This is a genomic window from Paenarthrobacter sp. NEAU-H11, assembly GCF_050573415.1.
In the GTDB taxonomy this organism is placed as follows: domain Bacteria; phylum Actinomycetota; class Actinomycetes; order Actinomycetales; family Micrococcaceae; genus Arthrobacter.
Genome location: NZ_JBNZGA010000022.1, coordinates 11,418 through 36,651 on the forward strand (window position 1 = coordinate 11,418; position 25,234 = coordinate 36,651).

The 25,234-nt window shown below is 64.8% G+C and carries 20 protein-coding genes and 1 pseudogene; 15 read left to right on the top strand and 6 right to left on the bottom strand.

Annotated features, from left to right (window positions below):
- The first annotated feature begins 30 nt into the window (after window positions 1-30).
- The 9 genes and pseudogenes from ACQ3DC_RS19640 to ACQ3DC_RS19680 form a co-directional block, all read left to right on the top strand.
- Window positions 31-819, top strand: coding sequence for an ABC transporter permease (locus ACQ3DC_RS19640; protein ID WP_430752999.1), 789 nt, complete (start codon window positions 31-33; stop codon window positions 817-819).
- The gene (locus tag ACQ3DC_RS19645; protein ID WP_430753000.1) at window positions 816-1,613 is read left to right on the top strand and encodes an ABC transporter permease; all 798 of its coding nucleotides are present in this window, start codon (window positions 816-818) and stop codon (window positions 1,611-1,613) included. The genes ACQ3DC_RS19640 and ACQ3DC_RS19645 overlap by 4 nt, the downstream gene beginning before the upstream one ends.
- Window positions 1,603-2,718, top strand: a complete 1,116-nt coding sequence (locus ACQ3DC_RS19650; protein WP_430753001.1) for an ABC transporter ATP-binding protein — start codon at window positions 1,603-1,605, stop codon at window positions 2,716-2,718. The genes ACQ3DC_RS19645 and ACQ3DC_RS19650 overlap by 11 nt, the downstream gene beginning before the upstream one ends.
- A 110-nt stretch (window positions 2,719-2,828) precedes the next feature.
- Window positions 2,829-4,241 carry an NAD(P)/FAD-dependent oxidoreductase gene (locus ACQ3DC_RS19655; RefSeq protein ID WP_430753002.1) on the top strand — a complete coding sequence of 471 codons (1,413 nt, stop codon included), beginning with the start codon at window positions 2,829-2,831 and terminating at the stop codon, window positions 4,239-4,241.
- Window positions 4,241-4,642: a cupin domain-containing protein gene (locus ACQ3DC_RS19660; protein WP_430753003.1), complete on the top strand. Its 402-nt coding sequence runs from the start codon at window positions 4,241-4,243 to the stop codon at window positions 4,640-4,642. Before ACQ3DC_RS19655 ends, ACQ3DC_RS19660 begins: the two co-directional genes overlap by 1 nt.
- Window positions 4,643-4,713: 71 nt before the next feature.
- Window positions 4,714-6,192, top strand: a complete 1,479-nt coding sequence (locus ACQ3DC_RS19665; RefSeq protein WP_430753004.1) for a gamma-aminobutyraldehyde dehydrogenase — start codon at window positions 4,714-4,716, stop codon at window positions 6,190-6,192.
- Window positions 6,193-6,364: 172 nt separating this feature from the next.
- Entirely contained in the window at window positions 6,365-6,976 is a 612-nt protein-coding gene (locus tag ACQ3DC_RS19670) for a TetR/AcrR family transcriptional regulator (protein WP_430753005.1), read from the top strand.
- A 211-nt stretch (window positions 6,977-7,187) separates the two neighbouring features.
- A complete protein-coding gene (locus ACQ3DC_RS19675) occupies window positions 7,188-7,721 on the top strand; it encodes a hypothetical protein (protein WP_430753006.1) in 534 nt (177 codons plus the stop codon).
- Window positions 7,722-7,872: 151 nt separating this feature from the next.
- Window positions 7,873-8,135: pseudogene (locus ACQ3DC_RS19680) on the top strand (ABC transporter permease); the annotation flags it as partial.
- A 96-nt stretch (window positions 8,136-8,231) separates the two neighbouring features.
- Here ACQ3DC_RS19680 and ACQ3DC_RS19685 read toward each other — a convergent pair.
- The 4 genes from ACQ3DC_RS19685 to ACQ3DC_RS19700 are packed head-to-tail and all read right to left on the bottom strand — an operon-like array spanning window position 8,232 to window position 14,773.
- The gene (locus ACQ3DC_RS19685) at window positions 8,232-9,644 is read right to left on the bottom strand and encodes an NAD(P)/FAD-dependent oxidoreductase (RefSeq protein ID WP_430753007.1); all 1,413 of its coding nucleotides are present in this window, start codon (window positions 9,642-9,644) and stop codon (window positions 8,232-8,234) included.
- Window positions 9,641-11,317, bottom strand: coding sequence for a hydantoinase B/oxoprolinase family protein (locus ACQ3DC_RS19690; RefSeq protein ID WP_430753008.1), 1,677 nt, complete (start codon window positions 11,315-11,317; stop codon window positions 9,641-9,643). Before ACQ3DC_RS19690 ends, ACQ3DC_RS19685 begins: the two co-directional genes overlap by 4 nt.
- Before the next feature lie 2 nt (window positions 11,318-11,319).
- Window positions 11,320-13,371: a hydantoinase/oxoprolinase family protein gene (locus ACQ3DC_RS19695; RefSeq protein ID WP_430753009.1), complete on the bottom strand. Its 2,052-nt coding sequence runs from the start codon at window positions 13,369-13,371 to the stop codon at window positions 11,320-11,322.
- A gap of 55 nt (window positions 13,372-13,426) precedes the next feature.
- On the bottom strand, window positions 13,427-14,773 hold the full coding sequence (locus tag ACQ3DC_RS19700; RefSeq protein WP_430753010.1) for an APC family permease: 1,347 nt from the start codon (window positions 14,771-14,773) through the stop codon (window positions 13,427-13,429).
- Window positions 14,774-14,910: 137 nt separating this feature from the next.
- Here ACQ3DC_RS19700 and ACQ3DC_RS19705 point away from each other — a divergent pair, with 137 nt between their 5' ends.
- Window positions 14,911-16,674 (top strand): ABC transporter substrate-binding protein, encoded by a 1,764-nt coding sequence (locus ACQ3DC_RS19705; RefSeq protein ID WP_430753011.1) that lies wholly within the window; start codon window positions 14,911-14,913, stop codon window positions 16,672-16,674.
- Here the strand turns inward: ACQ3DC_RS19705 and ACQ3DC_RS19710 are convergent.
- Window positions 16,671-17,411: an SDR family NAD(P)-dependent oxidoreductase gene (locus ACQ3DC_RS19710; RefSeq protein ID WP_430753012.1), complete on the bottom strand. Its 741-nt coding sequence runs from the start codon at window positions 17,409-17,411 to the stop codon at window positions 16,671-16,673. The genes ACQ3DC_RS19705 and ACQ3DC_RS19710 overlap by 4 nt on opposite strands.
- Window positions 17,412-17,540: 129 nt before the next feature.
- Complete coding sequence (locus tag ACQ3DC_RS19715) at window positions 17,541-18,320, bottom strand: SDR family NAD(P)-dependent oxidoreductase (RefSeq protein WP_430753013.1); 780 nt, start codon at window positions 18,318-18,320, stop codon at window positions 17,541-17,543.
- A 323-nt stretch (window positions 18,321-18,643) separates the two neighbouring features.
- Between ACQ3DC_RS19715 and ACQ3DC_RS19720 the strand changes: the two genes are divergently transcribed.
- The 5 genes from ACQ3DC_RS19720 (at window position 18,644) to ACQ3DC_RS19740 (ending at window position 25,162) form a co-directional block, all read left to right on the top strand.
- The gene (locus tag ACQ3DC_RS19720; protein WP_430753014.1) at window positions 18,644-19,636 is read left to right on the top strand and encodes a sugar ABC transporter substrate-binding protein; all 993 of its coding nucleotides are present in this window, start codon (window positions 18,644-18,646) and stop codon (window positions 19,634-19,636) included.
- A 48-nt stretch (window positions 19,637-19,684) separates the two neighbouring features.
- The gene (locus ACQ3DC_RS19725; protein ID WP_430753015.1) at window positions 19,685-21,151 is read left to right on the top strand and encodes a sugar ABC transporter ATP-binding protein; all 1,467 of its coding nucleotides are present in this window, start codon (window positions 19,685-19,687) and stop codon (window positions 21,149-21,151) included.
- On the top strand, window positions 21,148-22,233 hold the full coding sequence (locus ACQ3DC_RS19730) for an ABC transporter permease (RefSeq protein ID WP_430753016.1): 1,086 nt from the start codon (window positions 21,148-21,150) through the stop codon (window positions 22,231-22,233). Before ACQ3DC_RS19725 ends, ACQ3DC_RS19730 begins: the two co-directional genes overlap by 4 nt.
- Before the next feature lie 68 nt (window positions 22,234-22,301).
- Entirely contained in the window at window positions 22,302-23,411 is a 1,110-nt protein-coding gene (locus ACQ3DC_RS19735; protein WP_430753017.1) for a class II histone deacetylase, read from the top strand.
- On the top strand, window positions 23,408-25,162 hold the full coding sequence (locus ACQ3DC_RS19740) for an ABC transporter substrate-binding protein (RefSeq protein ID WP_430753018.1): 1,755 nt from the start codon (window positions 23,408-23,410) through the stop codon (window positions 25,160-25,162). The genes ACQ3DC_RS19735 and ACQ3DC_RS19740 overlap by 4 nt, the downstream gene beginning before the upstream one ends.
- Window positions 25,163-25,234 lie beyond the last annotated feature (72 nt).

The window sequence follows — 25,234 nt, forward strand, 5'->3', positions numbered from 1 at the left end:
TTACTGTTGCTACTGCCTGCGCTGGCCCTAATGGCCGGGGTCTTCGCTTATCCGCTGGCCGAGGCGATGTGGCGCAGCATCGCGGAGCCGACCCCTGGACTGCAGAATTACCAATGGTTCGCCTCAGACGCCGGAAACTGGGCAGTGCTCGGACGGACCCTCTGGGTGGCTCTGATGTCAACGGGCATATGCCTGGTGCTGGCTTACCCCTACGCGTACTTCATGGTAATTTCCGGCCCCAAGCTCCGCGCTGCGCTTGTGGTCATCGTGCTGATTCCGTTCTGGACGTCGCTCATGATCCGCAGCTTCGCTTGGATCATCCTGCTGCAGGACAACGGCGTGGTTAACAGTCTGCTGGCATTTATGGGCTTAGGCCCGTTCCAGCTCATCCGGAACAACACCGGCGTGCTGATCGGCATGGTTCAGGTGCTGCTGCCATTCATGGTGCTGCCGCTGTACGCGTCCATGAAAAATGTGGACCTGCGACTGCTCCAGGCCTCCAGCAGCCTGGGGGCGCGGCCCGTCATATCGTTCACCCGAGTCTTCATGCCGCTGGCCATGCCGGGACTTGTGTCCGGCTCCCTCCTCGTCTTCATCCAGGCGTTGGGCTTTTATATCACCCCGGCGTTGCTGGGCTCACCGAGGGAAATGCTTATCTCCCAGTCCATTTACCTACAAGTCAACGGCCAGCTCCAGTGGGGGCGCGGCAGCGTTCTGGGGGTCATCCTGCTTGCAGCGACCCTGGTGCTGCTCGGGCTCCTGGCTCTGCTGCTCCGCAGGAGCAAACGGGCCGCCGGAGACGAAGGAGGGTTGTTGTGAAACATTCCGTTCCCACCCGAACGCTGCTATGGGTGTACGCCGGCTTGGTCGCGTTTGTGCTGGTCGCTCCGACACTCGTGGTCATTCCGCTGAGCTTCACCGACAAGGCGTCACTGAACTTTCCTCCCTCAGGGTGGTCCCTGCGTTGGTACGGAAACTTCTTTCAGGATTCAGCCTGGATGGCAGCCTTTGGCAATTCGGTGCTGATCGGCGTCATCGTTGCTGTCGTCGCCACGCTGACCGGCACGGCCGCATCCGTTGGACTGCAGAAGTTGGCCGGGCAGCGGGCGGCGAAACCGATGCATGCGCTGCTTCTTGCTCCGATCGTGGTGCCTTCGATCATCCTGGCAATCGGTGTCTATGCGATCTTCCTACGGCTGCACCTGTTGGGAACTTACGGCGGCTTCGTGCTGGCCCACACCGTTCTTGCTGTGCCGTTCGTGGTGGTTTCGGTTACGGCCGCGCTCACCGGGTTCGATAAGCGACTCGCCACGGCAGCAGCCAGCCTGGGGGCGGACCGCTGGACCACTTTTCTGAAGGTCACGCTGCCGTCCATCCTTCCCGGAGTGGTCTCTGGGGCTCTCTTCGCCTTCGTGACCTCCTTCGACGAAGTGGTCCTTTCCATTTTCATCAAGAGCCCTTACCTGGAGACCCTGCCCGTAAAGATGTATTCGTCCGTTACCCGGGACACCGACCCGACGATCGCGGCAGCGGCAACCATGATCATGCTCCTGACGACGGTCGTTCTCGCCGCCGGGCTGCTCACTATCCACAGGAGGAAAAATGCCCAATGAGTTCTCCGGGGCCGGCACCCGGATCGATATTCAAAACGTCACGAAGCGCTACAAGAAATCGGTGGTAGCGGTCGACGATGTCACACTCACGATCGAGCCCGGCGAGTTCATCACACTTCTCGGCCCCTCTGGCAGCGGCAAGACCACCACACTTAACCTCATTGCCGGTTTTGACGACCTGACCAGCGGTTCGATCACCATCGATGACCAGCGGGTCGACAACGTGCCCGCCCACAAGCGAGGGCTCGGTGTGGTCTTTCAGCACTATGCCCTGTTCCCACACATGACCGTGGCAGAAAACATCGCCTTCCCTCTGCAGCAGCGCAAGACGCCCAAGGCCGAACAGAAGACGCTGATCACGGACGTGCTCCGCACCGTAGGGCTTTCCGGGTATGCCGACCGCTATCCCCGGGAGCTTTCCGGTGGCCAGCAGCAGCGCGTGGCGTTTGCCCGCGCGATGGTATTCAATCCCCGTGCCCTGCTCATGGACGAACCCCTGGGTGCCCTGGACAAGAACCTGCGCGAAAAACTACAGCTGGAAATCAAGCGCATCCACCAGGAAGTGGGCAGAACCTTCGTGTTTGTCACCCATGACCAGGAAGAGGCGCTGATCCTCAGCGACCGCATCGCCATTTTCAACAATGGAAGGATCGAACAGGTGGGCACGAGCGCCGACCTTTACGAGCGACCGGCCAGCCTGTTCGTGGCCACCTTCATGGGCGAGTCCACCGTATTTCGTGCCCCTGTTAACGCGGCGGGCACGGACTGGTCCATGAATTTCCATGGCGCCACGCTCCGTGGCCCCAAGACCGGAAAGGTCCCCGGAACGGGCGCGTTGGTCCTGCGGCCCGAACAGCTGCGCGTCGCACCCACGGCAGAGGACGCCCCCACAGGCGCGGTAAAGGTGCCAGTGAAGGTGGTTCAAAATATCTACCTCGGATCCGGGCACAAGTACGAACTATGCCTGCCCGACGGCTCCACCGGCATCGTGCGTACGCCCTTGATCGAAAGCAACCGTCTGCGGCCCGGCGACGAAGCAGTCCTCTACTGGTCCGATCGCGACGGTGTGCTCCTGGACGACCACGCCGTTGCCTCCGTGACCTAAACCCCTTTGAGCAACAAGCACAGTAAAGGATCAACAGTGATCATCAAAGACACCATCCCCTTCCGGTGCACGGCCAAGGTGCTGCCTATGTCCGGACGGCGGGTGCAGGCATGACCGCCACTGTAACCCGCGACCGCCGCGCAGAACACTCTCTGTCCCACGCACAATACGCCGCAGTCTGGTTTGAAGGCAGGCCGGAGGTCCAAGGAGAAAAACTGACCGGAGCGCATACCTGCGATCTGCTGGTGGTCGGCGCCGGCTTCGGAGGGTTATGGGCTGCCATGCGCGCCAAGAAACGGCACCCTGACTGGTCCATCACCGTAGTGGATGCCGACGCCGTCGGTCACTCAGCGTCAGGGCGCAACGGTGGGTTTGTCTCCTACAGCGTCACCCACGGACTGTCGAACGCCTTGTCCCGCTGGCCTGACGAAGTGGAAGCCCTCGAACAGATCGGGCTGGAAAACCTTCGTGGGTTCAAGGCAGAGCTGGATGAAGCGGGAATAGACTGCGGCCTTAGTACCGCCGGCAAGCTCCAGGTAGCCGTGCAGCCCCACGAGCTGGCGGAATTGCGGGAAACTGTGGAACCAGCCGGTCGGTTCGGCCGTCCGCTGCAGCTGCTTTCCGCGGAGCAAACCCGTGCCCGGATCAATTCACCGACTTTCATTGGAGGTGTCTTTGACCCGGTTGGCACCTACCTTGTGGACCCCTACCTGCTCGTCACTGGCATGCGGGAGTATCTGGAACGAGAAGGCGTGGTGTTCTATGAACATACTCCCGCCGAATCCCTGACCGACGGCGGGGCCCGGGTCGAGGTGAAGACCCCCTACGGCAGCGTGAGCGCGGGCAAGGTGATCCTGGCGACCGGAGCTTCCCCCGCCCTGCTTCGGCGAAACCGGCTTGCCGCCGTCCCGGTATACGATTACGCGCTGGCAACCGAGCCGCTGACACCAGATCAGTTCGAAGCCATCGGCTGGTCCGGCCGGGAGGGATTGACGGATACGGCCAACCAGTTTCACTACTCCCAGGTAACAGCGGATGGACGGATCCTTTGGGGTGGCTACGACGCCATCTACCACTACGGCAGCCGCGTCTCTCCCGAGTTGGAACGCCGGCCCGAGACGTTCCGGCTGCTGGCGGAACAATTTTTCACGACTTTCCCCCAGCTGGATGTGCATTTCAGCCACGCATGGGGCGGGGTAATCGACACGTCAACCCGGTTCTGCGCCAGCTACGGCACCGCGTACAACAAAAAAATCGCCTACGCCATCGGGCACACCGGGCTGGGCGTCGGTGCCAGCCGCTTCGCCGCCGACACTATGCTTGACTTGCTCGGCAGCGAATCCACCGAACGCACCGCCTTGCGGATGGTCCGGAAGCCAGCCCTGCCTTTCCCTCCGGAACCGGTCCGCGCCGCAGGCATCAACATCACCCGCTACGAACTTGCCCGAGCGGACCGAAACGAGGGCAAACGTGGGCTCTGGCTGAAAACCCTGGACGCCCTGGGCCTCGGGTTCGACTCATAATGGCCGCAAATACTGAACCCTCCCTCACCCACAGAAATGACGGACGCCTGAAGCCAGGCCACCCCTTGGACGTGCGCAAGCTGGAACTGGAACCAACTCCGGTACCGGTGAGCCAAATCGCCGACGGTGCTCCGACGACGAGCCTGCTCAGGCTTGGAGCATTCGAGAACCTGATGGTTGGAGTATGGGAAATGTCGGCAGGAGCAGTGCACGACGTCGAGGTGGAGGAAATCTTCGTCGTGATCTCTGGCAGCGCCACTGTGGAGCTCCACCATGATGGCGGGGCGAGCCTAGCGAAGCTCGCCCCAGGCTCGCTGATGCGGCTGAGCAAGGGAACACGCACTACTTGGACAGTGCACGAGACACTTCGCAAGGTCTACCTGAACCAACAATTGCGGTAGCTGCACCGACTCGGCCTGAGCCAGTAGCCACCTGTTCACACCCACCGAACCACCTGATTGCGGGAGCGCCCATGCACCAGTTCATTAACGGCCATTACCGGGAAGGCGACGGCGAAGAGGTCAAGCGGATCAACCCCGCTACCGGCGAGCACGCCGAGACCATCCGATACGCGGCAGCTAAGGACGTCGATAAAGCCATTAGCGCGGCAAAACAGGCTTTCGGTCCATGGTCCCAGGCCACCCCCGGGGAACGTTCGGAAGCAATCCGCAAGCTCGCAACCGAACTGGACCGCCGTGCTGGGCAGCTGGCCGCCATCGAAACCGCCCAAACGGGCAAGTCCATCCGCATGTCAACTGAATTTGACGTGCCCGGAACTGTAGACAACGCATACTTCTTCGCGGGCGCGGCCCGTCAGCTGACGGGTCTGGCCGCCGGCGAGTATGGGGCGGGCGGTACATCTGTGATCCGACGGGAACCGATCGGGGTCATCGCTTCCATCACGCCGTGGAACTACCCCTTACAGATGGCCGGCTGGAAAATCCTGCCAGCCATCGCGGCGGGCAATACGATTGTGCTCAAGCCTTCCGAACTCACCCCGGGCTCCACTCTGGTGTTCGCCGAGGCAGCGGCCGCGGCGGGAATCCCAGATGGGGTAATCAATATTGTCACTGGTACCGGCAGGGACGTCGGCGAACACCTGGTGACCCACCCGGACGTAGCAATGGCTTCTTTTACCGGATCCACAGCCGTGGGCAGGCGGATCATGGAACTGGCTTCCCGGACGGCCAAACGCGTGCATCTTGAGCTCGGAGGAAAGGCGCCGTTCCTGGTCTTTGATGACGCCGATGTGGAAGCGGCTGCCCACGGCGCAGTGGCTGCCGCTATTATCAACGGCGGACAAGACTGCACCGCCGCCACTCGTGCCTATGTTCAGACACCGCTGTTCGACGCCTTCACCGCCCGGGTAGCCGAGCTCATGGAACAAGTGATCATCGGAAATCCCCTTGACCCAGACACCGATCTAGGATCTCTGATCAGCCACACTCACAGAGACAAAGTAGCTGATTTTGTCGAACGTGCCCGCCGGGAAGGCGCACAGGTTCTCGCCGGCGGCTACGCCCCGGGAAAAGAACTGACCGCTGGCGCGTACTACAAACCCACCCTGGTAATCAGTGCCGACCAAAGATCGGAGATCGTGCAGGAAGAGATCTTCGGGCCAGTGCTCACCGCGTTGCCCTTTGATCGTGACGATGAGGGCCTTGCCCTTGCCAATGACACTACTTACGGGCTGGCCGCCTCCGCCTGGACAAAAGACTTGGGGCGGTCATTGCGGGCATCACAGGAAATCCAAGCTGGCTGCGTTTGGATCAACGACCACATCCCGATTGTTTCCGAGATGCCCCACGGCGGTTACAAAGCCTCGGGCTTCGGTAAGGAGATGTCAACCTATTCCCTTGAGGAATATACGAACCTCAAGCACGTCATACTTGGTCAAGACCTGAACGCTCACAAGCCATGGCAGGACACCGTCTTCCGGTACAAGGACTAGGTCCGGCCGTGCTCTGCCTCATGGCCGCAGGAGTCAGCGCACCAACGCGTTTTTCGTTGCTCGCAACAACGGCGAGGGTTGCCCGCTCGGGAAGGTTCTCCCCGTTGGGTGTGCGCCTCGCTCGTAGCCTATCTAGTGCAATACATTGGCAACCGATCAACAAGGAGTCGATATGGTGCGGGTCAAGAACCAACTGGTTCGTCGTGACAGCCTTATCAAGGGCGCCCAAAGCGTCGTCACCAAATACGGACTGGAAGGTGCCCGTCTTAACCTCATAGCCGAGGAAGCAGGACTCACCAGCGGTGCTGTTCTCTACTACTATCCGGACATCAGTGACTTGATCATGGAAGCCGGCAGTGTCGCCATGGAGCGATTTTATGAGCAGCGGGTGCGAATGCTGTCAGCATTACCTGATGACCCGGTCCTTCGCATAAATTCTCTTATCCGCTCAGGGCTTCCGTCAGGCAGTGACGATGTTGAAGTTGCCCTTCTCTGCACCCTGGGCGGCTCCGCGGGCAGAAACAGCGTCAACGCCACGTTGCTGACAAGCCTCTATGAACGACAGGTCAGCATGTATGTCACCGTGCTGGAACAGGGGGCAGCGCGGGGCATATTCACGCTCTCCTCAAAGTCAGTTTCAATCGCGCGGAATCTTGTGGCCCTTGAGGACGCCTATGGTTACCGCATAATCGCCAAACACCCCACCATCGACACCCAAACAGCGAACGAGCTGATTCTGGACTACGCCCGCATGGCCACAGGCCACCCACTAACCGGCGATTAAGGTTGCCCGCTGCGCCTCCCGGCACTGGATAACCTACTCGGCCAGTAGCAGCAAGCTCGAGAACAACGTTCCGGATACCCAGGGCATTTTCGGAGCTGAATTGGAATAGCGACAAGGAGCAATCATGACCGGCAACGCTCCCCTCAAGATCCCGCCCGTGGACAACCAGCCGGCTCCGATGCGGCGGTTGTTGCCACAACATGGGGGCCCAATGACAATTCAACATCTCACCGAGACTGGCGGGCCGCTTCCGGGCCCCTCGATCGAGAGCCACTCAGGCTTTTCCGTGGCCCGCGTGAGTGTGGGAATAAGCCGGATCATCCTGCCGACCAACGCCCGGACCACAAGGGAGGACTGCGTCCGCACCTGTGCAGAACTGCTGGCGCTCACCGGCGGAAAACCCGGAGGAGCGCTTCTGCAGATCACCGGTGTCGGCTCTTTCAGCCCGGACGTGATCAGCGTTTTCGGTCAGGCAGCCACCCTCACAGCATTTGCCGTCCTGGGCAAAACACCTGCTGACCGCGTCATCGCCCATAGACTTCTTCGACCGGGCCCGCCCAGGTGCCCCGCCAAATACTTCACGGACGAAGAAACGGCCATCAGCTGGCTCCGCACCATCGGATCATCGGATCATCGACGGATGCCTGATCTGACCTCTGCCGCCCCGCGCACCGCTGCCGCAAGGGTCACGTCCCGAACCGTAGACAGGGTCGAATCGGGCCGGGGGACCACTGACGCCCCTTGATGCGTACCATCGACGCAGTTCATGGTCATCCAGCTTGTTCAACAGTGCGACGTTGTGGCTCCAGCTCAATTGTCCAGACGGCGTCTGGACGATTGGAGGCCAGGGGTTTGGGGCCATCGGTTGGCGCACTATACACCATGAGCGGTTGCCGCCGGCGGGCAGTATGGCGCGGTCGACTGGCCACTTCCTCGTCGAGCTCACCGCGACCGCGCAGATCCTCGACCAGCTGCCGCAACTGGCATCGCTCCACCCGTGGCTTTTCCCGCACTACTGGCTGGGTTTCGCGGACCTGTTGCGCGAACCGATCCCCTCTGGAAGTTGCTCGGTGGCAACGCATTGCTGCGGGGCGGCTACGTCCTGGTCTTCGGGGCGCTGGCCTGGGGCAGGTTCGCCAGCAACGACGTCCTGTCCTGAGCCGGCGGCGGCGCCCGGGGATTTTGCCGGTACGGGGTTCCCGCACCGGCAAAATCCTATTCGACGGGGCGTCCGGCGGGCCGGAACGCAGAGGAGTCAGGAATCAAATCCCAGCCCCAGCGCGTCCATGGTCTTGAGCCAGAGTCCGCGGCGCCCCTCGTTCCTGTCGGAGCGGGCAAGCTCGTACCGGGTGAGGTTGATCCCCGCCGCGCACACGGGTTCGGGCGGGAAGGGGACCGCCCGGCGCTTCACCATTTCAAGCGAGGTGCGCTCCGTGTGTCGGCCATCGAGCAGGTCCAACATGGTGTCGGCGGCAAAACGGCTCGCCCCCACGCCCAGCCCCGTATGCCCGAGGACATAGGCGACGCGCTTCCCGAAGGCGGTCCCGTACTCCGCGCTGAACCGGGTCGAGGCGTCGATGACTCCGCCCCAGGCGTGGCTGAATGACACATCGAGCTGCGGGAAGGTCTCGAAGAACTGCTCCGCGAGTTTCCGGAAGGTCTCGGGGCGGTTCTCCAGCTCGGGGGATATGCGCCGGCCGTAGTGGTAGATCGCGTCGTAGCCGCCCCAGAGGATTCTCCCGTCCGCGGTCACCCGCGAATAGTGGAACTGGTTCGCGGAGTCGGTCAGTCCCTCACGTGAACGCCAGCCAATCGACTCGAATTGCTCGTCGGTCAGCGGCTGTGTGGCCAGGGCGTAGTCATAGACCGGCACCGTGGTCAGCCGGTTGCGGCATAGCAACGCGGGGAACGCGCTGGTGGCAAGCACGACCTTGCCCGCTGCGATGCTCCCGGCCGGGGTGCGCACGCGCATTCCGGCCCGGTCGGCCTCCAGTTTCTGGGCCGGGGTGTGCTCGAAGAATGCCACGCCCTGCCGCGCCAGTGCGTCGCGCATTTCCATGGCCAGCTTGTAGGGTACCACCAGGCACGTACCCACCGGGTCTAGGACCCCGCCGATGAAGGTCGGCGAATCGATGCGGGCGCGGGTCTGCTCCGCATCCAGCAATTCCAGCGGCCGGCCGTATTCGTTGGCTTTGGCAACCGACGCGGCCAGTTCCTCCAGTTGGTGCGGGGCCGTGGCAACCTGGAGCTTGCCGGCCTTGCGGAAGCCGCCGTCGATGCCGGACGCCCGGAGGTCGTCGGCGAATCCCTGCAGGTTCTCCAAGCCCAGGCGTTCGAGCTGGCCGGCTTCCTTGGGCCAGCGGGCCAGGGCGTTGGCTAGGCCGTGGGTCACGCTGTAGGAAACGAATCCTCCGTTGCGGCCGGAGGCTGCCCTGCCGATTTCCTGCGCGTCCACGACGGTGATCGACCATTCGGGGTGGCGGGCGCGGGCGCGCAGCGCGGCCCAGAGTCCGCCGAAGCCGGCCCCGACGATGAGAAGGTCGCACTCGTGGGCGCCGACGAGGACGTCGGCGGGTTTGCGTTCGAATCCGTCGAACCACACCGCGGAGTTGACGGCGCCGGCCAGTGAGGCGTCAACCGCGTGGCTGGTCGTGGTCCTGGCGGTCATGGGAAGCTCAACAATCCGTTGCGCTCGTCCGACTCGCGCGCCGCCTCGCTGCGCTCCGCGTCCGGCCCGAAGCCGCCGCCGCCGGCGGTCTCGACGCGCACGATGGTGCCGGGATGCAGCGTGGTGGAGGTCTTGGTTTTCACCATGGTTTCGGTGCCGTCCGGGGAGATGAGCGTGATTCTGGTGGGCTGGCCGGAGCCCCCGCCGGCGGCACCGGCCGGCGCAAATCCCGCCTTGGTTTGTTCCGCGTAAAAGGTGGCCCGCTGCGGGTGTTCAAGGATTTCGTATTCGCGGCGCAGCCCCAGGCCGCCGTTGAACCGGCCGGTTCCCTGGGATCCGGGGACAAACTCGTTGCGCAGGATCCGGATGCGGTAGTTCGTTTCCACGACCTCGGCCGGCATGACCCCCACGTTCGACATGTAGGTGTCCACCCCGTCGAGTCCGTCGCCCTCGCAGGTGGCTCCGGTGCCTCCGCCCACCACGTCGGCCATGACGGTCGGGCGGCCGGTGACGGGAGAGGTGCTTCCCACGTTCATGCAGAAGAAGCTGACGGTGCTGCTGCCCCCGGCGGCCTCGGGCCACATGTCGGTCAGCGCGCGGATCAGCGTGTCGGCAAAGCGCTGGCAGGTGTTGTGGCGGATCGACACGGCGGCCGGGGCCATCGGGTTGAGGACCGAGCCCAGCGGGGCGTTGATGTCCACGGCGCGCAACAACCCGTCGTTGGACCCCAGGTCGGGGGCGACCACGGCGCGCACCGCATAGACGATGCCCGCGCGGGCGCTGGCCCAGGGGACGTTCATCGCGCCGCGGACCTGGGCGCTGGAGCCGGACAGGTCGATGTACAGGGTGTCGCCGGTCTTGCGGACCTTCGCGTGGATGCGGGTGGGCGGGCCGTCCAGCCCGTCGTCGTCGAGGAAGCCCTCGGCCTCGCCCTCGCCGTCGGGCAGATCCAGCAGGGCGTTGCGAACCGCGAGCTCGACCACGTCGAGGTTGCGGCGCATCACGGAGCCGACCACGTCCAGGCCGTATTGCCCGGCCAGTTCGTTCAGGCGCTGGTAGCCCAGCACACAGGCGGCGCGCTGGGCGCGCAGGTCGCTGACGGTGCTCAGCGGGTCCCGGATGTTGTCGGTGATGATCGAGATGACGTCGGGGTTCTCGACCCCGGCGATGGACAGCCGCACCGGCGGCAGGATCAGGCCCTCGGCGAAGATGTCCTCCAGTTCGGGGCCCTCGCTGCCCGGGTTAACGCCGCCGACGTCGATGTGGTGGGCGGCGGTGCCGCTCCACCCCGACAGGGTCCCGTCGACGTAGATCGGGGTCACCACGTTGATATCCGGAAGGTGCATGGCGCCCAGAAACGGGTGGTTGCAGATGAACGCGTCGCCGTCGCTGATGCGTCCGTCCCAGCGCTCGATGATGGCCTTGACCACCAGTGACATGGCGCCAAGCTGTGCGGGGATGTAGTCGGCCTGGGCGACCAGATCGCCGTCGGCAGTGAACAGGGCGCAGGAGAAGTCGTCCATGTCGCGGATGATCGGACTGTAGCTGGAGCGCTTGAGGACGACGCCCATTTCCTCGGCGATGGAGGTCAGCGCCGAGGAGAGGACCTCGAAGGTCACGGTGTCCACCTCCGGCTCGAGGGCGGTCGCGGGGTGCTCGGTGAAAGTGGTCATGGCTAGTTGTCCTCCGTGATGATGATGTCTCCGTTGCCCGTGACGCGGCCGCTCTGCCCGCCCAGCAGGACGGTGGTCGCGTCCATTTGCTGGACGATGGCGGGCCCGGCCAGCGTGTTGCCGGGCTGGAGCTTGGTGCGGTCGTAGATGGCGGTGGTGGATTCCCCGGTGCCGGGCAGGTGGACGGTGCGGTGGACGACGATCGCGGCGTCCGCCGGGCCAGCGGTGCCGGCGGCCCTGGCTGGCTGTGCCACGCGGTCGAAGCCGCCGGTGACGGCCAGGCGCACCGTGACGATTTCCACGGTTTCCCGCTCCGAGCTGTGCCCGTAGAGTTCGCGGTGCAGCGGATGGAAGCGCTCGGCGATCAGTCCCAGGTCTTCCATGGACGTGCCGTCCAGCGGCACGCTGAGCTCGTAGCCCTGCCCCAGGTAGCGGCAGTCGACGGTGACCGAGGCCTGCACGCTTCCGGGGGCCGCGCCGTCCTCGATGACTTGCCTGACCAATTCGTCCCGGCGTTCGGCAAGCCACCGGGAAATGGGCGGCAGGGCATCCGTGCCGAACGGGCGCAGCACCGTCTGGGAATCGTCGATGCGCAGGCCCGCGGCCAGCAGGCCGTCGGCGGAGTAGAGCCCCGGCTGGTAGGGAACCACGACGCTGGACAGGCCAAGGTGGCGCAGCAGCAGGCCGGCGTGCAGCGGCCCGGCCCCGCCGAAGGGGAAGAGCGAGAATTCGCGCGGATCCAGCCCGCGTTCGACGCTGACCTTGCGCACGGCCCGAACCATGTGGGCCATGGCGATCGCCAGGATGGCCTCCGCGGCCTCGATGACACCCATGCCCAGCTGGTCTCCGATTTCCCGCACGGCCTTTTCGGCCGCCGCGTAATCGAGTCTCAGGTCCCCGGCCAGTGCGCCGGATCCCAGCGTTCCCAGCACCACGTGGGCGTCGGTCAAGGTGGCCGCGGTGCCGCCGCGGCCGTAGCTTGCCGGCCCCGGGACGGCCTTGGCCGACTGCGGGCCCACGCGCAGGCGCTTGGTCCGGTCCACCCAGGCGATACTGCCGCCGCCGGCGCCGATGGTGTGGATGTCCACCGTCGGCGCGATCAGCGTGTGGTCCTGGACTTCCTGCATGCTCGTGTAGGGCGCCAGCGAACCCCGCACCAGGCACACATCGATGCTGGTTCCGCCCATGTCGAGGCTGATGACGTTGGACAGCCCGTGTTCGGCGGCGCCGCGCAACAGCCCGGAGACTCCGCCGGCGGGACCGGACAGGATCAGTCGGTGGGCCTGGCCGGCGGCGCGCCCGGCCGGGACGCAGCCGCCATTGGACTGCATGACCTGGAAAGGTGCCGAGACACCGCCCGCGGCCAGCGAGCTGGCGGCCCGTTCCAGGTAGGCCCCGACGACGGGGCGCAGGGCCGCGTTGATGACCGTGGTGGCGGTGCGCGGGTATTCGCGGAACTCGCGGGCCACCTGGCTCGAAATGGTGACGGGGGTGTCCGGGAAGCGCTGCTCGAGTGCCGCCAGCAGCATGTCCTCGTGGACGGAGTTCAGGTAGCTGAAGAGCAGGCTGACGGCAATGGCTTCCGGCTCCAGGGCCTCGATCCGGTCCAGCACGGCGTCGATGTCGTCCTGCTGCAGGGCCGTCACCACCGAACCGTTGCTGGCGATGCGCTCGTTGACCTCGAAACGCGCGTGGCGTTCGACGAGTTCGTTGGGGCGTTCCGGCTTCAGGCTGTAGACCTGCGGGCGGCTTCCCTGGCGGTAGGCCATGACATCCCGGAAGCCGCGGGTGGTGATCAGTGCGACGCGTGCCAGGTTTCCGGTCAGTGTGGCGTTGGTTGCCACGGTGGTGCCGTGGCAGACCAGCTTGACCTCGTCCAGGTCCATGCCCTGGGCCGCGAGTTCGGCAACGGCGTTGGTCAGTCCGCGGGACGGATCGTCCGGGGTTGAGGCCGTTTTGGTGACCAGCGTCCGGCCGTCGTTGGCGTGGGCAATGGCGTCCGTGAAGGTTCCGCCGGCGTCGATGCTGACGATCCATTGGGCGAGCGAAGTCATGGTATTCCTTTGGTTGTGCGCGGAGCGGGGTGTGGCTGTTTGGGGTGTGTGGCGTTTAGTCGTCGACCACGGGGAGTTCGGGCGGCACCTTGCGGAATCCGCGGGTGAGTACCGCCAAGTACGCGATTCCGATCGCCAGCCAGATGAAGCCGACGACGAAGGCGCTCACGGAGAGACTGGTCCACAGCCAGAGGCAGAGGATGACGCCGATGGCCGGGGCCGCAAGGTACTTGGCGGCGTCCGCGCCCGAGCGGCGCTTCTGGTCGATGTAGTAGTGCTTGATGACGGCGATGTTCACGAGCGTGAAGGCGGAGAGCGCACCGAAGCTGATCAGCGAGGAGGCCAGTGTGAGGTCAACGACCAGGGCGACCAGACCGATGGCGCCGACGACCAGTGTCGAGTAGACGGGGGTCTGGAACCTCGGGTGCAGGTGGCCGAAGACCTTGCGCGGCAGGACGCCGTCGCGGCCCATCGAGTAGAGGATGCGGGAGACGGTGGCCTGGGAGGCCAGCACGGCCCCGAGGCAGCCGGCGATGTAGGCGGCGGTGAAGAACGCTTCGAGGAATGCACCACCCGCGGCATGGGTGACGTCCAGCGCCGCGGAGTCGGCGCTGGTGTAGGCATTCCAGTCCGGGAACGCGAGGTTGGCGATCACGGATATGACGACAAACAACACGCCCCCGAGCAGGGTGACCAGGATGATGGCCTTGGGAATGACCTTCTTGGGGTCGATGGTTTCCTCGGCGAGCGAGGACACCGCGTCGAATCCGAGGAACGAGAGGCAAAGGATGGCGGAGCCTGCGAAGATGGCAGTGGTTCCCGGGCCTTGGCCGACCATCATGTCCACGATGGACGGCATGGGGTTGTTCGTGGCGGCACGGATGCCCATCACGGCGAACACCAGGAGGAAAACGGTCTGGAAGACGAGCAGGGCACTGCTGGCCTTGGACACCATCTTGATTCCGGTGACATTCAGGGCCGTCACGATGACCAGCGACAGCACGATCCAGACCGGCTGCGGGACGGCGGGGAAGCCGGCCTGCATGTAGATGCCGATCACCAGGTAGGTGATCATCGGCATGAGCAGGTAGTCCAGCAACAGGGCCCAGCCTCCGAGGAATCCGATATTCCCACCCAGGGTCTTTCGGGTGTACGTGTAGGCGGACCCCGCCATCGGGAAGGCCTTGACCATGCGTGCGTAGCTGGCGGCGGTGAACAGCATGGCAACCAGGGTCACCAGGTACGAGGTCACGATGTGGCCCTCGGTGAGTTCATTGACAATGCCGTAGGTCGTGAAGACCGTCAGGGGCAGCATGTAGGCCAGGCCGAACAGGACGGTGGCGGGCAGCCCGAGCACCCGCTTGAGGCCGGTGCTCTTCGTCGTTTGCGAGACAGTGCTCATTTCCACTCCAAGGTGCGACTTGTGATGCGACTCATATGGCTCATCCAGTGTGGGGGCGGCCGCGGGAATCCGTCATGCGTATTTATACGTATGAAGTTTTTCAATCTGTTAGTGTTCCTGCTGTGACTGGAAACCGATTGCCGCGCACATCCCATGCCGAGTTCACCACCGACCACCGGGGCCGCACGACGCTGCTGCGCGGGTTGGAACCTCCGGCCTTGCTGGCGCTGTATGCGAGGGGGTTCCTGCTCACCAACCGCGCGGAGATCCAGTTCGTCTACCGCGCCGAGGGGGTCCTGCTCTCGATCCGCATGGAACGCCAACGCACGCGCGGCGACCAGCACGACCACGCCCTTGTCAGCGCGAACCCCCTGGTGCTGCCCCAGGGGGTCACCCCGCGGGAAATCGATGTGCTGACGCTTGTTGCGCTCGGGCTGCCGAATGCAGAAATCGCCGGTCGGCTGGGCACCAGCCCGCGGACCGTGACGACTCAGATCGAGCGGCTGTTGCACAAGCTCGAACAGCGCGGCCGCGGCGGGCTGGCGGCGATTGCGGTGGACGCCAGCCTGCTGGCGCTTCCGGTCCCCGGTGGCGTCGAGGGGGTGGCGCCGATCGCGGCGGTCGGGCTGGAGCAATTCGCCGCTGCCCTGCGTTGGGGTCGGGGCGCCTCCGCGGCCCCGGACACCGCGCTGGCCGGCCGGCGCCCCATCGTCATCGGCACGCTGGCCGCGCTTTCGGGCATCGCGGCCGACGACGGGGCGGAGATGGTGCGTGGTGCGGCCCTGGCCATCGAGGAAATCAACGCCAACGGCGGCGTGGGCGGCCGCCGCCTGGAGCACTTCGTTGCGGGCGCCGACCTCTTCGACCCGGAAAGCGTCGAGGCGGCCATGGCCCAGCTGGTAGGGGCGCAGGTCGATGCGATCACCACGAACTACATCAGCGCGGAGAACCCCTTCCTGCTGGAGACGGCGGCCGACTACGGCCGGCCTTTCTTGCACCTGGACACGTTCCAGCAGCACGTGGACCTGGTGGAGGCGCGCCCGGACCGCTATTGGATGGTGTACCAAACCTGCCCGTCGGAAAAGTACTACGCATTGGCCTTCCGGCGCTTCCTGGGGGAACTCGAGGCGTCGCGCCGCTACGAGCCGGCCAACCGGCGGGTCGCCATCGTGGAAACGGACTCGGCCAGCGCGCGGATTGCCGGCGAGGGGTTCGACAAGGAACTCGCCGCCATCGGGTGGGGTGTCTCGGCCAGGTATGCGGCACCGGTCCGGAGCACCGACTGGAAGAAGATCGCACGCAGGATTTGCGAGGCGGCCCCGGACGTCGTCCTGGTGGCCCACTATGTCCCGGATGAAATCGTGACCCTGCACCGGTTGCTGGTCGAGGGCGGGTTCCGAGGGCTGGTCCACTACGTCTACGGGGCGTCGATCCCGCGTTTCCGGGACGTGCTCGGGCCGCTGGCCGACGGTGCGATCTGGAGTTCGGTGACCAGCCGCATGGATTCGGACTCGGCGACCCGGTTCCACCGCAACTACGTGATGCGCTACCGCGCGGAGCCCGGCCCCTCGCAGGCGAGCTCGGCCTACGACCAAGTCCAGCTGCTGGCCTGGAGTTGGGCGCGCAACGGCAGCACGGTCCCGCGCGGGACCTGCAAGGTGTTGCGTGAGGACGTCTACCACGGGCTCAACGGGATCTACTACTTCGGCGGGGGCGGGCAATCTCCGCTGAGCTACCCGGACGGCACCTCGGACCCGACCATCGGCCAGGTCCTGATTACCTCGCAGATCCAGGGCGGCAAATCGGTGGTGCTCAGCCCGCCGCTCTTCGGATCGATGGCCAGGCTCCAGCTGCCCGGCGGGCGGGACCAGGGGCCGCGGGCCGGCTTAGAGGGCGTCTAGACGATGCATTGGCCGCCGTCCACGGGGATGACCGCGCCGTTGACGTAGCTTGCCCCCGGGCCGGCCAGGAACAGGCACACCCGTGCGACCTCCTCGGCCGTGCCGAGCCGGCGCAGCGGGTGGGTTGCCAGCAAATCCCCGTAGGCCTGTTCGTTGTCGACGATGGTGGTCATGGGGGTGTCGATGACGCCGGGGGCCACGACATTGGTGCGGACCCCGCGCGGCCCCCACTCCGCGGCCAGCTGCCGGCCCATCGACACGACGGCGCCCTTGCTGGCGGCGTAGGCGGCGCCGGGTTCGGCCTCGTCGCCCAGGGCGAAGGCAATCGAACTCAACAGCACCAGGCTGCCGGCACCGCGCTCGAGCATGGACCGGCCCAAGACGCCGGCCGTCAGGAAGGTCCCGGTCGTGTTGATGTGCTGCACCCGAGCAAACAGGCCGAGGTCCAGGTCCTCGGTGGCGCTGGTTTGGTAGACGCCGGCGCAGTGGACCACCGCATCAGGACCCTGCCCCCACGTCTGCTCGATCAGGGACAGCGCCGATTGCAGCGACTCGCGGGAGGTCACGTCGCACTGGGCGAAGACGGTGTTTTTGTTCCGCAGCAGGGCATTGTCCGCAGGCGCGGCGAGGTCCAGCATGGCGACCCGGTAGTTGGCGGCCGCGGCCAGCCGGGCGGTGGCTGCGCCGATCCCCGACGCGGCCCCGGTGACGGCCAGCACCGGGGAATGCTCAGCCACGGCCGGCCCCGGTTGGGCGCGGTGCTGCCGGCGTGTGTGGCCGCCGTGCGACGGCGGACCTCGGAAATGTTGTGCTGTGCATTGTGTTGCTTTCTTTCCTGGAATTGAAGTCGAAGTCGGCTGCTCGGCCTAGCCGAATGCCGCGGCGCCGTTGACCGGGATATCCTGCCCGCTGATGTAGCCGGCGGGTTCGCTGAGCAACCATGCCACGGTGGCCGCCACGTCCGCCCCCGTCCCGTGCCGGCGCATCGGGATGGCGGAGCTGATGTGCTCCAGCTCTTGCGCGACATCCACGCCCCGGAGGGCCGCCTGGAGCGCGGCCTCCTCGCGGTGCATGCCGGTGAGCATGTAACCCGGGGAAACCGTGTTGACGGTTGTCCCGTACGGCCCCTCCTCCACGGCGAGGCTCCGGGTGAGGGCAGCGAGGGCGCCCTTGGACATCGCGTAGACCACGCCGTGCGATTGGGGGTGGTTCGCGAACAGCGATCCCACGTTGACGATGCGGCCGCGCCCGCCGCGGCGCAGGCTCGGCAGGGCGGCACGGCACAGCCGTGCCGGTGCGAGCATGTTGACCGCAAGCACCCGTTCAAGGTCTACGTCGGAGGTGTGCTCCAGGAGGGTTCCGGGGCCGCCTACGCCGGCGTTGTTGACCAGCGCGTCCAGGCCGCCCAAGAGCTCGATGGCACCGTCAACCAACGTAGTGGAGGCAGAGGGCACCGTGAGATCCAGCTGCATGGTGCGGATCCTTCCGCCACGCTCGCCCCCGAGCTCTGCAATCCCGGCGGAAGCGTCGCAAGCCAGGACCATGTGCCCCTGGTCCGCGAGACCCAAGGCGATGTCCCGGCCAAGGCCGCGCGCCGCTCCGGTCACCAAGGTCCGCATCGGGGCATCGCGGAAGGACCCGGTCATCCCCGTGTCCCGCTCGTCGTGGCAATCCTGCCACGGTCGATCATGCTGTGGCTGCATCGGCACCTGGACCCATGGCTCATTGGCTTCTACCTCCCGATATTCGCGTGTTCCCATCCTTGGGGTCCCGGCAGCAAGATGCATTCGTAGAATGACGTACGGGGATGGAAGCGATAATTCCAATCGGGTTCGAAATCCGGGCTTAATCGTTCGTACGTCAGATGACGCATGTGCTGTATGTTCTGCTCTGGTGAGATGGCTTCTCAGTAGACACGGACACCAGCCGGGGAAGCCGCCAGGTATCCGTCGCAGACGTTGGAGGAACAATGAAATCTCGTAGGTTTGCACGACTCGCGTCGCTCGGTGCCGTGGCCTCACTCGTCCTTGCCGGTTGTGCCTCCGGCACCCCGTCTGAAGGGGAGTCGTCGGGAGCTCCGGACAAAGGCGCGGTCGCGATGAGTTTCGCCGGGTTGGACATCCAGATCTGGGTCGATGAACTCGAATACATGAAACCCATCGTTGAAGCGGCCGGCTACGAACTGGTCAGCGACGATCCGCGGTGGAACATCCAAAGCCAGGTTTCGAGCTGGCAGTCGTGGATCCAGCGCGGCGACATCAAGGCGATCATGGGATACCCCGTGCAGTCGGACTCCATGGTCCCGGTCACCACCGAGGCGAATGCCGCGAACATCCCCGTCGTCGGGTATGCCACCGAATGGGACGGCATCAAGGCCGCCCTGGTGATCGACAACTACAACGACGGCCTGACCCTCGGTGAGGAGGCAGGCAAGTGGATCGTGGAGAAGTACGGCGACGCCGAGGTCCCCGTCGGGTTCTTCAGCTACTACGAGACCGATCTGGGCATTGAGCGTTCCAGCGGCATCAAGGACGGGCTGAAGAAGGCCGGGGCGAAAGTCAAGATCTCAGACATGCCCTCATTGACCATCGAGGACGGACTGGAAAACACCAAGAACCAGCTGTCAGCAGATCCCAACACCAAGGTCTGGCTTTCAACCGGTTCCGACCAGTTGATCGGCTCCTACCGGGCACTCATGGCCCACGGCGTGGATCCCACGGACCCGGACTACCTGCTCGGCGCCCTCGATGCCACCGATGAATCACTGGACCTGATCAAGGAAAAGGACAGCATCTGGCGTCTCGGGTTCATCCTGCCGGCCAAGGAACTGGCCGAAAAGAACGCGCAGCTGCTGATCGAAGCGGCCGAGGGAACGCTGAAGGGAAACATCGAAATTTCCTCCACCCGGGTCACCCCGGAGAACGCCGACTCGTTCCACAGCGACCGCAAGAGCGGAAGCTGACCCCCGATGCATTCCACACAGTCCCGGCCCGGGTCGGGTGAAGGCGATATGCGATTGCGGTTGGACAACCTGTCCGTTGAATTCGGCGCCACCCGGGCACTGGACGGGGTCTCACTCTCGGTGTCGGCCGGTGAAATCGTCGGCCTGCTGGGCCACAACGGAGCGGGCAAGTCCACGCTGTTCAACGTGCTCTCCGGGGTCTATGCCGCATCGAGCGGGGAGTTCACCGTGGACGGTGTCCGGGCACCGGGGAAATTGACGCCGCAGGAAGCATCGGGGATGGGCATCACGGTGATCCACCAAGAGCCTGCGCTGGCACCGAACCTGAGCATCCTGGACAACATGTTCCTGGGACAGGGCCTTCGGCGCAGCGCCGGCCAGCGCGCGCAGGCGCGCCGGGCCCTGACCGAAGTCGGATCCGACCTCGATCTGGATCTCATGGTGGATATGCTCTCGCTGGGTGAGCGCCAGCTCGTTGACTTGGCGCGCGGGTTCCTGGCCGGCGGCATGAAAATGCTGTTGCTCGATGAACCCACCGCCGCGCTGGGCCGGGCCGAAACCGAATCATTGCATGCATTGATCAGGCAGCTGGCCGGGCGCGGGGTGACGGTCATCTACGTCTCCCACAGGCTGCCCGACATCCTGGACGTTTGCGAACGCATCTTGGTACTCAGGTCCGGGCGCCTGGTGGTGGACGGAGCCGCCGATTCGTTCACGGGTCGGACGCTGGCGCAGGCCCTTGCCCCTGGCATGGCAGACGAGGAGTTCGTTCCGGCCCGGATACAAGCGGGTGCCGGGTGCCTCGAGTCCAATGGGGTCAGAGTCGCCGCCGGCGAAGTGGTGGGCCTCTTCGGGATGGCCGCCGGGGAACAATTCAGCTTCCTTGCCGGGCTCTTCGGCCTGGACGGCCACGGCCGCTTTGGCTGGAACGACCGGGACGTCGACATCGCCTCGCCGGCTGCCGCGGTGCGTTGGGGCATCCATCTGGTGCCGGCCGACCGTGAAAACGACGGGCTTGTGTCCGGCGCCTCGGCACTAGACACGGTGTTCCTCCCGTGGTTCCGCCAGTTACCCGGCCGCGGATGGTGGGTTGGTCCGACGGTGGGGGAAAACACCTACGCTGAAGCCCGGAAACAGCTCAATATCCTGGGACCCGGCGCCGACGCACCGATTGACGAGTTCAGCGGCGGCAACCGGCAAAAGCACCTGCTGTCGCGCTGGATGTTTCCGCGCCAGCCTCGGGTCCTGCTGCTGGCGCAGCCGACCCAGGGTGTCGACGTTGGCGCCAAGCAGGACATCGCCACCGCCGTGCGCGGGCTCGCCGCCCGGGGTGTGGCGGTGCTGGTCGCCTCCGCTGAATCTGACGAGATCGCCCAGCTCTGCGACCGTTCCTACGTCATGTACGACGGTTCGCGGGCGGAAGTCCCGCGCGGTCCCGAATTCAGCGGGGATCTCGTTTCCACGTTGCTCCAACTATCAGATGCAGAACGACCCATGGAAGGGGTCTCCCGGTGAAACTACCCTCGGTCAATCTCAAGTCCTTCCTGGCCAAGAACGGGATCTTCTTTGCCCTCGTTCTCCTGATCGTGTTCTTCACGATCCTCAACCCGAGCTTCATGAGCACCGGCAACGCACTGAACGTACTGCTGCAGGTCGCCGAGCTCGGCATCGTAGTCCTGCCCTTGGCCCTGTTGATGATCTCCGGTTCGGTGGACCTGTCCGTCGGCTCCATCGCCTCGGCCTCCGCGGTTAATTCGGCACTGGTCATGAGCGCCACCGGGTCAACGACCGTGGGCATCGTCGCGGGCCTGGCCTTTGGGGTTGCCGCGGGTGCCCTCAATGGTTTCCTCGTCGCCTACCTTGGCCTAAACCCCATCGTGGTGACCTTGGGTTTCCTGAGCGTCTGGGGCGGCTACGCGATGATGGTGACTGGCGGACGCACCGTGACCAGGCGCGAACTGCCGGAGGCGTTCCAGGAATTCGGCACCGCCGCCGTCGGCCCCTTCCCGGTCCGGTTGCTGCTGTTGTTGCTGGTGGTTGCCGCTGTTTGGTACGTGCTGAACAGGCACCGGGTGGGGCGCGAGACCTACGCCATTGGTGGTAGCGAGCGCGCGGCGCGTTTGATGGGCGTCAATGTGCACCGCGTCCGGTTCGGCCTGTTCGCGGCCACCGGCCTCGCATCCGCCTTGGCGGGAATCATGCTGGGTGCCAAGGTCCAGTCGGTGAGCCCTGCCGTGGGATTGAACCTCGAAATGAATACATTGACGGTTGCCTTGCTTGGTGGCGTGGCATTTGCCGGCGGCGTGGGGCGCGTCGGCGGGGTCCTGGCCGGTTTGTTGTTCTTCGGTGTCATGCGCAACGGCCTGGTCTTCCTGCAAGCCTCCCCATTCCTCCAAACGATCATCGTGGGCCTGACCCTGGTGGTGGCAGTGGCACTGGATGAATCGATCCAAAAAATCGTCAAGCAATCCTGGGCAACACGCGGCAAAGCGGTCCTGGAATCAGGCATCGGGGCAAACGGCGAGCCCGGCGCCCCCGGGGACACCGGCACGACCGAGGCCGCGGAGCGCCAACGTCTCGGCGCCGGCAAACACTAGCCACCACCAAAACCCAGCGGGTTCCACGCCCGAAACACACCAAAACACGCGACGAAAGGTATGAGCTCATGAGCACCGGATGGATCTGGCACGAGGCCTTCAACTGGCACAACACCGGCAACGGCTCCGGTTTCTTCCGGCCCGGGGGATTCATTCAGCCACACACGGCCTTCGACTCGCCCGACACCAAGGGACGCTTTGCGGCATTGGTTCAGGTCAGCGAGTTCGACAAGAAAATGGTCGCGCTGGATACGGCCCCGGCAACGGACAAAGAGATCCTGGCGGTGCACACCCCCGGGTACCTGCAACGGCTTAAGGATATGAACGAGACCGGCGGGGACGCCGGGGAGAACGCGGACTTCGGCCCGCAAGGGCTGTCGATCGCAAAGCTATCGGCAGGTGCCGCCATCGGAGCAGTGCGGGCCGTGCTGCGGGGCGACGTGGACAACGCCTACGCGTTGGTGCGCCCGGCTGGGCACCACGCGGAGGCCGACCGCGGCCGCGGTTTCTGCCTGTTCGCCAACACCTCGATCGCGGCGCGCGTCGCCCTGGACGAATTCGGCCTCAAGCGGGTGGCGATCGTCGACTGGGACGTGCACCACGGCAACGGAACACAGAGCGTGTTTTGGAACGACCCGTCCGTCCTCACGATTTCCCTGCACCAAGACCGGTTGTACCCTGCGGACTCAGGCATGCGCGCCGAAACCGGCGGCTCCGGCGCCGAAGGCACCGCGATCAACATCCCCCTGCCGGCCGGAACAGGAAACGGCGGCTACCTCGATGCCCTGGATCGCGTCGTGGTTCCGGCCCTGGAACGATTCCAACCCGAACTCATCATCATCGGCAGCGGCTTTGATGCCTCGGCCACGGACCCGCTGGGCCGGATGGTGGTCACCAGCAACGGGTTCCGCGCCATGGCCCGGCGGATGATTGACGCCGCTTCCGACCATTGTGCAGGTCGCATCGCATTCATCCACGAAGGCGGGTACTCGGCGCACTACGTCCCGTTTTGCGGCATGGCAGTCCTTGAGGAACTGACCGGCCTGGAATCTGGGGTCGAGGATCCCTACATGGCATTCTTTGCCGACTACCCGCAACTGCAGTTGGAACCTTGGCAGAAGGAAGCCGTGGACCTGGCCGGCGAGCTCATCGAACATGTGCCAGACCACCGCCGATGATCCAATCGCTCGAGTTCCTCACGGACCGCCGTGGCCGGATTGAATCCGTCCACGGCGGTCCGCCGCCACCGGAATTGGTGTCCTACGCCCGGGGCTTCCTGCTGCTGAACCGCCACCGGGTCCAATTCCTCTACCGGTCAGCCGAACCGTGGCTGTCCGTCGTGCTCGAAAGAGCACGCCGACGGGGTGAGTGCTACGATCGTGCGCTGATCAGGGCCGTTCCAGCCGAACTGCCGCAGGGCATCACCCGGCGCGAAATCGAAGTCCTGACCTTGTTGTCGCTCGGACTGTCCAACCCGGAGATCGGGGAACGGCTCGGAACCAGCCGCCGGACCGTGTCCACCCAGGTGGAACGGCTGCTGCACAAGCTAGGCCAGGTGAGCAGGGCAGGGCTGGCATCGCTCGTCGTGGACAGCCACCTGCTTGCGTTGCCGATCCCCGGTGGCGTTGACGGGGTGGCGCATATCTCCGTCGTGAGCATCGAACGCTTTGCCGGCATGGTCGATGAAGTTGCCGCACGTTTTCCCTCGGGCCCAAAGACCGTCGACGGACCACGCCCGATCCTGATTGGCACTCTGGCGTCCCTGACCGGCCAGGCCAACGACGAGGGAGAAGAATTGGTGCGCGGCGCCGCACTGGCCGTCGAGGAGATCAACTCCCACGGTGGGGTGGCAGGCCGGACTCTTGAACACCTCGTTGCTGACGCAGACTTGTACGACCCCGAAGCGGTTCGGGCCGCCATGCAGCGACTCATCGCTGCAGGCGTCGACGCCATTACAACGCACTATTCGAGCGCCGAGAACCCCTTCCTGCTCGAGATGGCCGCGGAGTACGGCAGGCCGTTTCTTCATGTCGACACCTTTGAGCGCCATGTGGACCTGGTCCGGAGCAATCCCCGGCGCTATGGAACGGTGTTCCAGACGTGCCCATCGGAGAAGTACTATGCCATGGCGTTTGTGCGCTTCCTGAGGGATCTCGGGAAACTGAGAAACTACCTGCCCAAGGAACGCCGGATGGCGTTGGTGGAGATGGACACGCCGAGTGCACATATCGGCGGAAACGGATTCGAACCCGCGGTTGCCGAGGCCGGCTGGAGCATTGTCAGCCGCGAAAGTGCCCCTTTCCGCCAATCGGACTGGGAAGAAGTGGCCCGGCGTCTGGTGGAGTCCCGCGCCGAAGTCATTCTCGTGGCACACTTCATCACCGACGAAATTGTGGAGCTGCAGAGACAGCTCCACGCCGCGAAGTTCACGGGCTTGGTCCACTACGTCTATGCCGCATCGAGCCACCGCTTTGTGGAGCAGCTGGGGGACCTTGCCAACGGGGTCGTGTGGAGTTCCGTGACCAACCGAACCGATTCCGCCGTCGCACGAGCGTTTCAGCGAAACTACGCGGTCCGCTACGGTGTGGAACCGGGGCCGGCGCAATCCAGTTCCGCCTACGACCAGGTCCAGCTGTTGGGCACCGCGTGGCGCCAAAACGGCGGCACGGACAGCGCCGGAGTGTGCGCGGCACTGCGCGAGACCCTGTACCGGGGACTCAACGGAACCTACTACCTCGGAGAGGACGGCCAGTCGCCACTGAGCTACCCGGACGGGACCGTCGATCCGACGATTGGCATGCCGCTTTTGACCTGCCAGATCCAACCTGATGGACCTGTGGTGCTTAGCCCTGCACCGTTCGGGTCCATGCACCGCTTGCAGTTTCCGGGAATGCACGGCGCCGAGAAGGCTAACCAAAGGCTGCATTAGCCATATCTCCGAGATTCCCCGCTCCGTGGTGGATCCCGGCGACTTCGGGCTTGGGGCAGCTGATTGTTTTCT